This is a genomic window from Streptomyces flavofungini, assembly GCF_041028215.1.
Lineage (GTDB): Bacteria > Actinomycetota > Actinomycetes > Streptomycetales > Streptomycetaceae > Streptomyces > Streptomyces flavofungini_B.
Map to the genome: position 1 here is coordinate 1 of NZ_JASKYR010000378.1, position 9,322 is coordinate 9,322.

At 72.4% G+C, this 9,322-nt stretch carries 9 protein-coding genes; 3 read left to right on the forward strand and 6 right to left on the reverse strand.

Annotated elements, in window-relative coordinates; all coding sequences use genetic code 11:
- Positions 1-28: 28 nt before the first annotated feature.
- Entirely contained in the window at positions 29-916 is an 888-nt protein-coding gene (locus AB8Z36_RS24155; RefSeq protein ID WP_369215467.1) for an ABC transporter ATP-binding protein, read from the reverse strand.
- A gap of 271 nt (positions 917-1,187) precedes the next feature.
- Here AB8Z36_RS24155 and AB8Z36_RS24160 point away from each other — a divergent pair, with 271 nt between their 5' ends.
- The 3 genes from AB8Z36_RS24160 to AB8Z36_RS24170 all read left to right on the forward strand — a co-directional run bounded on the left by AB8Z36_RS24160 (position 1,188) and on the right by AB8Z36_RS24170 (position 4,118).
- On the forward strand, positions 1,188-2,357 hold the full coding sequence (locus AB8Z36_RS24160; protein ID WP_369215468.1) for a sensor histidine kinase: 1,170 nt from the start codon (positions 1,188-1,190) through the stop codon (positions 2,355-2,357).
- Positions 2,354-2,956, forward strand: coding sequence for a response regulator transcription factor (locus tag AB8Z36_RS24165; RefSeq protein ID WP_369215469.1), 603 nt, complete (start codon positions 2,354-2,356; stop codon positions 2,954-2,956). Before AB8Z36_RS24160 ends, AB8Z36_RS24165 begins: the two co-directional genes overlap by 4 nt.
- Before the next feature lie 127 nt (positions 2,957-3,083).
- Positions 3,084-4,118, forward strand: a complete 1,035-nt coding sequence (locus AB8Z36_RS24170; RefSeq protein WP_369215470.1) for an RICIN domain-containing protein — start codon at positions 3,084-3,086, stop codon at positions 4,116-4,118.
- A gap of 28 nt (positions 4,119-4,146) precedes the next feature.
- Here the strand turns inward: AB8Z36_RS24170 and AB8Z36_RS24175 are convergent, their stop codons facing one another.
- From AB8Z36_RS24175 to AB8Z36_RS24195, 5 genes are all read right to left on the reverse strand, one after another.
- Positions 4,147-5,274 carry an LLM class flavin-dependent oxidoreductase gene (locus AB8Z36_RS24175; RefSeq protein ID WP_369215471.1) on the reverse strand — a complete coding sequence of 376 codons (1,128 nt, stop codon included), beginning with the start codon at positions 5,272-5,274 and terminating at the stop codon, positions 4,147-4,149.
- A 20-nt stretch (positions 5,275-5,294) separates the two neighbouring features.
- Positions 5,295-6,389, reverse strand: a complete 1,095-nt coding sequence (locus AB8Z36_RS24180) for an LLM class flavin-dependent oxidoreductase (protein ID WP_369215472.1) — start codon at positions 6,387-6,389, stop codon at positions 5,295-5,297.
- Positions 6,386-7,798, reverse strand: coding sequence for an NtaA/DmoA family FMN-dependent monooxygenase (locus tag AB8Z36_RS24185; protein WP_369215473.1), 1,413 nt, complete (start codon positions 7,796-7,798; stop codon positions 6,386-6,388). Before AB8Z36_RS24185 ends, AB8Z36_RS24180 begins: the two co-directional genes overlap by 4 nt.
- Positions 7,795-9,021 carry an LLM class flavin-dependent oxidoreductase gene (locus AB8Z36_RS24190; RefSeq protein WP_369215474.1) on the reverse strand — a complete coding sequence of 409 codons (1,227 nt, stop codon included), beginning with the start codon at positions 9,019-9,021 and terminating at the stop codon, positions 7,795-7,797. The genes AB8Z36_RS24185 and AB8Z36_RS24190 overlap by 4 nt, the downstream gene beginning before the upstream one ends.
- Before the next feature lie 74 nt (positions 9,022-9,095).
- A complete protein-coding gene (locus tag AB8Z36_RS24195) occupies positions 9,096-9,224 on the reverse strand; it encodes a putative leader peptide (protein WP_369215475.1) in 129 nt (42 codons plus the stop codon).
- Positions 9,225-9,322: the final 98 nt, after the last annotated feature.

The following is a 9,322-nucleotide window of genomic DNA, read 5'->3' on the forward strand; positions in this document are numbered from 1 at the left end:
GCTGAGGGGTGAGCGGGGTCGGCGCGTGCTAATCGGCGTTGCCGATCGAGCGGAAGACGTCGTCGAGGCGGGTCGGTCCGGCTGCCAGGTCGAGCAGTTCGACGCCGTTGGCGTGCGCCCAGCCGAGCAGAGCGTGCAGCTCCTTCTGGAGGGTGAAGGTCTCGACGACGAAGCCGCCGTCCGCCTCGCGCCTGGCCGCGAGCGGCAGCGCGGGAGCGCCCGCCGGGAGGGCGAAGCGGATGACGGCCGGGAGGGTCCGGGTCAGCTCGGCGACGGTCCCCTCCTGGTGGAAGGCGCCCGTGTGCATGAGCCCGATGCGGTCGGCACGCTGCTGGGCCTCTTCGAGGTAGTGCGTGGTGAGCACGATGGTGGAGCCGTCCTCGCGCAGCTTGTCCACGGCGTCCCACAGGGCGTCCCGCGACTGGATGTCCAGGCCCGTCGTGGGCTCGTCCAGGAAGATCAGTTCGGGGCTTCCGTAGACGGCGGTGGCGAAGTCCAGGCGCCGCTTCTCGCCGCCGGAGAGCTGGGAGACCCTGGTGCCCGCCTTGTGCGTGAGGTCGACGACGCTGAGCACGCGCTCCGCCCGGTCCACCCGCTGGGAGAGCTTTCCGATCAGCCGTACCGACTCCCGCACCGTGAGGTCCGGGGAGAAGCCGCTCTCCTGGAGCATGATGCCCATGCGGTGCCGGACGGCGCGCCGGTCGCGCGGGTTCTTCCCGAAGACCCGCACGGTGCCCGAGGTGGCCGCGCGGTGCCCTTCGACGGTCTCCAGGGTCGAGGTCTTACCGGCGCCGTTGGTGCCGAGCAGGGCGTAGAGCTCACCCTTCCTGACCTGGAAGGACAGGTCCTTCACGGCGTGGAAGTCGCCGTACTTGAGGTTGAGGCGGTCGACGTCGATGACTGGTGTGGGGGTCATGCTTCGATTTCAGCCGCCGTCGCGGCCTCCCGGCAGTGCCCTGGTGTCAGTACTTGACCATGACATTCCTCGGGTGAACCCATGACGTGGTGTCACTGGTGCCACCGGCGCGGCGGGAAGAATACTGCCCGGCAGACCCCTCTGTCCGCCCCCGCCCACCACGCTCGACGCTCGCTCGCCACGGGAGATCCGCCCATGCTGCTCAGTCCCCCCACCCTGCCGGCGGCGACCGTCCCGCCGACGGCGACCGCCGCGTCGGCCGGTGCCTGACGTGGGCGGCCGACCGGAGGGACCGGCGCGCCGGACGGCGCTGCTCGGCCCGGCGGACGCCCGTACGACGCAGGGGCAGCTCCGCCGCTGGCACCTGGTCACGATCATCCCGCCGCTCGCGATCGTCGGCGCGGTCCTGATCAAGGTCGACGCCAGGTCCTGGTGGGAGGCGTGCGTCCTGGCCCTCGGGGTGCTGGCGGCCCTGGTGCTCGTGGAGCGGTGGACGACGGGCGACACCTCACGCGTCGCGCTCCCCTGTCTGGTCGTGGTGGCGGCCGTATGGCCCTTCGGGGTGCTGGTGACCGACAGCCACACGGCGTTCTACGGCCTCCTGATCGTCGGCCCCTATCTCCTGTCCGGGCTGTCGCACCACCGGCGCGCGGCGACCCTGGCCCTCGTCGGGTACGTGGCCGCGGTGGGCGCGGCGAAACTCCTCGTGTCACGGGACGACGTACCCGGCGACCTGCTCACGTACGTCCTCATCCCGACCGCCGTCACCGTGGTCGCGACCGGCTTCATGTTCGCCAACCAGCGGTTCTACGAGATCGTCGAGCGGTCGCGGGAGCGCGAGGCGGAGCTTGCCGTCATCCGCGAACGCGTGCGCTTCGCCAGCGATCTGCACGACATCCAGGGCCACACCCTGCATGTGGTGAAGCTGAAGGTCACGCTCGCGGAGAAGCTGGTGCGCACCGACATCGAGCGTGTGGAGGATGAGCTGCGGGAGGTGCACGCGCTGGTCGGCGACACCATCAGCCAGACCAAGGAACTCGCCTACGCGCAGCGGCGGCTCAACCTCTCGGTGGAGCTGGAGAACGCCAAGAACCTCTTCGAGGCGGCGGGCATCCGCGTACGCGTCAACCGCGAGGCCGAGGTCGACGGGCGGGTCGACGAACTGCTGGGTCAGGTGCTCCGCGAGACGACGACGAACATCCTGCGGCACGCCGAGGCCACCCGGGTCCGCATCACGCTGTCGGAGACGGGCATCACCATCGTCAACGACGGTGCGCGGCGGGCGCCCCTCCCCGGCCTTCGGGGCCTCGCCGTCCTCAGGGAACGCGTCGGCGACAACGGAGGTGAACTGACCGTGGAACAGCAGGAAGGACGCTTCGTGACGGCCGCGGAATTCCCCGCGCAAGCCCCGCCCACCGGCCGGAAGGACGCCGCCCGATGACCACCGTCGTACTCGCCGACGACGAGGCGCTGCTCCGTAAGGCGCTGGCGGCGCTGCTGCCCCTGGAGGGCGACATCACCGTGCTCGCCGAGGCGCACGACGGCGCGTCCGCCGTCCGGGCCACGCTGCGGCACCGGCCCGACGTCCTCGTCATCGACCTGGAGATGCCGGGGGTCGACGGGCTCGGCGCCGTCGCGGAGATCCGCCGGGAGCGGCCGGAGCAGGTGGTCCTGATGCTCACCCGCCACGCCAGGCCCGGCGTGCTGCGCAAGGCACTCCGACTCGGCGTCCAGGGCTTCGTCAGCAAGTCCGCCGAGCCCGCGCACATCACGACGGTGATCAGCACCCTGCACCAGGGCAAGCGGTGGATCGACCCGGACGTCTCCGCGCTCGCCGTGGTCGACGACTGCCCGCTCACCGACCGGGAGATCGACGTGCTGCGGGTGACCGGCGAGGGCTACTCCGTCGCCGACATCGCCGCCCGCCTCAACCTGGCGCAGGGCACCGTACGCAACTACCTCTCCAACGCCATGCAGAAGACGCAGACCCGAACGCGCCACGAGGCGGCACGCTACGCACGGGAGCACGACTGGCTCTAGAGGCGACCGCCGTGTCAGCGGCGCGTCAGAGACCCGTCACTCCGCCCTGCCATCGTGTTGCCGCACCATCGCCCGGACCTCCGTCCCCGCCCCGGCGGCTGCCTCGTACGCAAGGGAGATTCTTCGGATGACTACGCAGGCCGGCGCCCCGCGCGGGCGGAGAAGTACGGTGCGGACACGGCGCTCGCGAGCCGGTCTCGCGGTCGCCCTGCTGTGCGCCGCGCTCGTAGCGGCCCTCGGAGTGCCCGCGCACGCCGTCGCACCGCCTCTCGCGGGGCGCCTGGCCTCCGCCCAGGTGGTGAACATCGTCAGTCCGCACAGCGGCCTCTGTGTGGAGACCCCCGAGTCCGCGCTCGGGCAGCCGGTGCGCCAGGGGCGCTGTTTCGGGAAGCCCGCCGCCCGCTGGTATCTCCAGGCCTCCGGGGCGGCGAGCGACGCGGTCAACATCGTCAGCGCGGTGAGCGGTACCTGCGTCGCCGTGGAGAACGGAAGTCCCGCCGCCGGGGCGGCACTTCGGCTGGCCGCGTGCGGCAGCGGCACCGCCGTCAGCTTCCGGATCGTGCCCATCGGCGAGGGCGTCGGTTTCCAGACCATGACCTCGGCCGAGCCCCGCTGCCTGGAGGTGACCGAGTCCGCCAAGGCCGACGGGGCGGCGCTGCGGCAGTGGACCTGCGACCAGCAGCCCGGTTCGCTCTTCGCCCAGCGGCAGCCGCCCCCGCAGTGGGGCACGACGCTCCACAACACCCACAGCGGCAAGTGCCTCGGCATCCTCGACCAAAGCAGGGCCGACGGGGCCCGCGCCGTCCAGCGCACCTGCGCCAACAGCCCCGACCAGCGCTGGCAGGTCGTCGAACTGGGCGACGGCACGGCCGCCGTCGTCAACGAGAACAGCGGCAGGTGCCTGGCCATCAGCAACGGAAGCCTGGACAACGGCGCCAACGCCAACCAGTTCTCCTGCGACGGGTACAAGTTCCACACGTGGGCCATGACACCGCAGGGTCCGGCACAGGACGGCGTCTACACGCTCGCCAACCTGCGCAGCGGCAAGTACCTGGGCATCCGCGGCCAGAGCACCGACGAAGGGGCCCAGGCGGAGCAGTGGGACCGCACCGCGAACGCGGACCAGCTGTGGCGGATGCGGCCCGTCCAACCCCTCCGCTGAGCCCTGCGCCGACCGGATGGGGCCGGTCTCACCTGCGCTGCCACTCCTCCGCCAGGAGCCGGTAGGAGCGCACCCGGTCGGTGTGGTCGTGGGTGATGGTCGTGATGACCAGTTCGTCGGCGCCGGTGGCCTCCTGGAGTTGTTCGAGGTGGTCGGCGACGCGGCCGGGTGAGCCGACGAACTGGGTCTCGACGCGGTCGGCGACCAGTTCCCGGTCGGCCTCGGTCCACCGGTGGGCGCGGGCCTGCGCCGGGGTCGGGAAGGGAATGGCGCCTTCGGCGCTGCGGATGCTGCGGACCCAGGGGCCGTAACCGGCGGCCAGCTCCCGGGCCGTCGCGTCGTCCTCGGCCACGACGACGTCGGCGGAGACGCTGACGTAGGGCTTGTCGAGGCCGCCGGAGGGCTTGAACGCGGCGCGGTAGCCCTCGGCCGCCTCCAGTACGGAGGCGGGGCTGACGTGGTAGTTGGCGGTGAAGCGGAGTCCGTTGCGGCCCGCGACCTCGGCGCTCTCGCCGCCGCTGCTGCCGAGTATCCACACCTGTACGTCGGCGTGCTCACCGGGGATGGCGTGCGCCTCGACGCCGTCTGCCGAGCGGTAGTCGCCGCGCAGCAGCGCCAGGATGTCGTCGACCTGCTCGCCGTAGTCCTGGGCGCGGGCCTCCGGCTGCCGCAGCAGCTTCTGCTGGAGCTGGAAGCGCGGTGAGTCGAGGAGGTGGGCGGGTGAGAAGCGCGCCGGGATGCGGAGGCCGTTGGGGGCGCGGCCGTCGACGACGGGGGTCGTGGCGGGCCGGGGTTCCGCCGTCGTTCCTGAGGGGCGTCCGCCGGAGCGGCCGAGGCCCAGGTCGAGCCGTCCGGGGTGCAGGGCGTCGATGAGCCCGAACTCCTCCACGGTGGACAGCGCGGTGCGGTGGCCGAGCTGGACGGCACCGGAGCCGATGCGCAGGGTGGAGGTCGCGGCGGCGGTGAGTGCGATGACGACGGCGGGCGACGACCCGGCGACGCCCGGGTTGAGGTGGTGCTCGGCGAACCAGTACCGGCTGTAGCCGAACCGCTCGGTCTGCCGGGCGAGGTCGATGGTGTTCCGCAGGGCGTCGGCGGCGGTGGCGCCGGACGGGATCGGGATGAGGTCGAGGACCCCGAGAGGGATGCCGGACATATTCGGGTGCTCCTCAGTGGTCAGGGGGTGTGGGGTGCCGCGAGTGCGGGTTCTTGGGCGGCGCCCGCCGGGGCCCACGGGAAGGGCGGGTCGGGGAGGTCGCGGCGCAGGGCCGGGGCGATCCCGGACTGGAAGAGTTCGAGGGAGGCGCGGTGCTGGGCGGTGGTGAGTCCGCCCGCGTCCGCGTGCAGGTGGAGCACGCTGTGCCCGAACCGCTCGTGGTAGCGGTGCACCTTCTCGATCACCTGCTGGGGGCTGCCGATGAGGGCCGAGCTGCGTTCGACGAAGTCCTCCAGGGTGGGGAAGACCGGCTCGACGCCCATGCGCTTCTGGAGCGCGAGATGTCCTTCGAAGACCGGCCGGTAGGCGGCGACCGCCTCCTGTGAGGTGCGGGCCGCGTAGTAGCCCGCCGTGCCCGCGCCGACGACGGCCGCCGCCGGGTCGTGGCCGTGGTGCTCCCACCGTTCGCGGTAGTGGCGGATGAGTTCGGCGTAGGGCCCGATGGGGTGGGTGACGTTGGCGGAGAAGAGCGGGTCGCCGTGGCGGGCGGCGAGGTCGACCGACTCGCGGCTCGTCGCGCTGCCGTGCCAGACGCGGATGGGCTGTTGCAGGGGTCTTGGCCACACCTCGGCCTCCGCGAGGGCGGGCCGGAACCGGGGGGTGGCGCTGACCTTGTCCTGCCGCCAGATGCGGCGGAACAGCTCGTAGCTCTCGGCGTTGCGCTCCCACTGGTCGTCGGGGGTGACGTCGAACAGCTCGCGCTGGGCGGTGCCGTTGCCCTTGCCGATGATCAGTTCCAGGCGTCCGGCGGAGAGGTGGTCGAGGGTGGCGTAGTCCTCGTAGGCGCGCACGGGGTCGAGCAGGCTGAGGGTGGTGACGGCGGTGAAGAGGCGGATGCGGGAGGTGAGTGCGGCGATGTGGCTGAGCACGACCGGGGGCGAGGAGGAGATGAAGGGCCGTTCGTGGCGTTCGCCGACGCCGAAGCCGTCGAAGCCGAGCTCCTCGGCGAGCAGCGCGTTGTCGATGACTTCACGGAAGCGCTCGCTGGTGCTGCTCCGGATGCCCGTCACCGGGTCGGGGGCGTGTGCGATGAGGGTGATGGCCAGGAACTTCACGAGGCGGCCCGCCGGGTGTCCGGCACGGCCGGGATGCCGCCGGTGACCTCGCCCCGCAGGTCGTCGGGGTGGTCGAGGCCGAGGTGGTCGCGGAGGGTGGTGCCGGTGTAGTCGTGGCGGAACACCCCGCGCTCCTGGAGCAGCGGGACCACGGTGTCGGCGAACTCGTCCAGGCCGGTGGGGGTGATGTGCGGGACCAGGAGGGTCTCGGCGACGGTGGCGGGTGAGCCGATGAACGACTGGCGTCCGGTGGTCTCGATGACCAGCTCGCGGATCGAGAGGTTCTCCGCCTCCGCGCGCTCGCGCCACTGCCGGGCGACGGCGAGCGGATCGCGGAACATCCGTACGCTGGCCCGGCCGCGCGCGACGGTGTGCTCGCCGGGGTCGGGGTCGATGCCGGGCAGCGGTCCTTCGGGGTCGTAGCCGGAGAGGTCGCGGTTCCACACCTGTTCCAGGTACTTGATCGCGGTCTGGCCGCTGACCTGCAGGCGGCGCACCTCCCTGGCCCGCTCCCGCGCCTCGGCGTCGGTGTCGCCGAGGACGAAGGTCGCCGCGGGCAGGATCAGGAGCTGGTCGTGGCGCCGCCCGTGGCGGGCGAGGCGCCCCTTGACGTCGGCGTAGAAGTCGCGTCCCGCGTCGAGGGTGCTGTGCCGGCTGAAGATGGCGTCCGCGCCCGCCGCGGCGAACTCGCGTCCCTCGTCGGAGTCGCCCGCCTGGAAGATCACCGGGCGGCCCTGCGGGCTGCGCGGCACGTTGAACCGGCCCGCGATGTCGAAGTGCCGTCCCTGGTGGGCGAAGGACCCGGCGCGCGCGTCCTTGAGGAAGACGCCGGACTCCTGGTCGGCGACGATCTCGTCGCCGTGCCAGGCGTCGAAGAGTTCGTTGGCGGTGCTCAGGAACTCCTTGGCGCGGGAGTAGCGCTCGTCCTGCGGGAGGAAGCCGCCGCGCCGGAAGTTCTCGCCGGTGAAGGCGTCCCAGGAGGTGACGACGTTCCAGGCGGCGCGCCCGCCCGACAGGTGGTCGAGGCTGGCGAACTGGCGGGCCACCTCGTAGGGCTCGTTGAAGGTGGAGTTGATCGTGCCGGTCAGGCCGAGGTGTTCGGTGACGGCGGCCAGCGCGGACAGGACGGTGAAGGTGTCGGGGCGCCCCACCACGTCCAGGTCGTGGATCCGCCCGTGCTGTTCGCGCAGCCGCAGCCCCTCGGCGAGGAAGAGGAAGTCGAACTTGGCCCGTTCCGCCGTGCGGGCGAAGTGGGCGAAGGAGCTGAACTCGATGTGGCTCCCGGCCTGCGGATCACTCCATACGGTGGTGTTGTTGACGCCGGGGAAGTGCGCGGCGAGGTGGATCTGCTTCACGCGCGCGCCGGAGGCCGGGGCGGCGGACGTGGGGCCTGCGAGGTTCCTGCTCATGACTGGGGTGCTCCTCCCGCGCGGGCGGCGGCGTAGCGGTTGGCGGGGCGGGCGAGCCCGAGCAGCCCGCGCAGGGTGTCCGCCTCGTAGGCGTCGCGGAAGGCGCCCCGGCGCCGGAGTTCGGGCGCGAGACCCCGGGTGATCTGGGCCAGGTCGTGGCCGAGCACGCCGGGGCGCAGCCGGAAGCCGCTCAGCCCGGCCCGTTGCCACGCGGTGAGGAGGTCGGCCAGTTGTGCGGGCGTGCCGGTGAACACCTCCGCGTCGCTGGTGTACGGGGACTCGGCGAGGCCGTCGAGGCGGGCCTTGCGGTCCTCGGCCGCCGCCTGCTCGGTATCGAGGAAGACCACCAGGTCGGCGAAGACGTGCAGCCGCTCCCCCGCCCGGCCCGCCGCGTCCTGGGCGGCCCGTATCTCGTCGACGGCGGCGCGCGCCTGGCCGGTGTCGTGCGGGGTGACGAAGCCGATGTCGGCCGAGCCGCCCACCAGCCGGTACGGCAGGCTCTGGTGCGCCAGGGCGCTCACCAGGGGCTGCCCCTGTGGCGGCCGGGGGGTGATCGAGGGGCCCTTGACGCTGAAGTGGGCGCCTTCGAAGTCGATGTAGTGCAGCTTGTCGCGGTCGATGAAGCGTCCGGTGGACACGTCACGGATCTCCGCGTCGTCCTCCCAGCTGTCCCACAGGCGGCGCACCGCCTCCACGTAGTCGGCGGCCTCGGCCAGGAGTTCGGCGCTCAGCTCCTGTCCGGCCGGGGTGTCCCACTCCTCGGGGCGGATGGACGGCAGTTCGCGGCGGCCGAAGTGCGCGGCCTCGTCGGGGCGTGCCGACACCTGTACGCGGACGCCCGCGCGCCCGGCGCTGACGTAGTCCAGGGTGGCGATCGCCTTGGAGATGTGGAACGGCTCGGTGTGGGTGGTCACCACGGTCGGCACGAGCCCGATGTGCCGGGTCAGGGGCGCGACCCGGGAGGCGACGAGCACCGCGTCCAGGCGGCCCCGTACCTGATCGGTGCGGTCGTCGGGCGCCGCGGGGTCGGCGGACTGCGGGCCGAGGGAGTCCTCGATGGTCACGAAGTCGAGCAGGCCGCGCTCGGCCTCGGTGACGAGACCGGCCCAGTATCCGGCGGTGAACAGGCGCTCGGGCCGGGCGCCGGGCTCGCGCCAGGCGGCCGGGTGCCAGCCCGCGCCGTCGAGGGCGACGGCGAGGTGGAGAGGAGAGGGGTGGGACACGGAAAGGGGGCCTTCCTGATCGACCGTGGGTGAGCACCGGCCCTCGCGCGGGGGGTCCGGTGGCGTGCGGCGCGTCAGGAACGACAGAGGGCTCCGGCCACCCGTCGCAGGTCGATGTGGGCCCGGGTGTACAGGTGGACCCGGCGGCGCGGGGCGAGGACGGCGACGGGCGCCACGCGGCGGCGCGCAGTGGTCGCGTTCACCGTCACCTCCGCCTGTTCATGGGTACCTCGCACGCTAAGGGGCGTCGCGTCGGCGTAGGTTGAGGCAGTGTTGCGGTTCCGTGAATCCGGGCGGGTAC

What these genes read in the sequence shown, in the direction of transcription:
- AB8Z36_RS24155 (WP_369215467.1), bottom strand. Translation starts at nt 916, where the DNA reads ATGACCCCCACACCAGTCATCGACGTCGACCGCCTCAACCTCAAGTAC.
- AB8Z36_RS24165 (WP_369215469.1), top strand. Translation starts at nt 2,354, where the DNA reads ATGACCACCGTCGTACTCGCCGACGACGAGGCGCTGCTCCGTAAGGCG.
- AB8Z36_RS24170 (WP_369215470.1), top strand. Translation starts at nt 3,084, where the DNA reads ATGACTACGCAGGCCGGCGCCCCGCGCGGGCGGAGAAGTACGGTGCGG.
- AB8Z36_RS24175 (WP_369215471.1), bottom strand. Translation starts at nt 5,274, where the DNA reads ATGTCCGGCATCCCTCTCGGGGTCCTCGACCTCATCCCGATCCCGTCC.
- AB8Z36_RS24185 (WP_369215473.1), bottom strand. Translation starts at nt 7,798, where the DNA reads ATGAGCAGGAACCTCGCAGGCCCCACGTCCGCCGCCCCGGCCTCCGGC.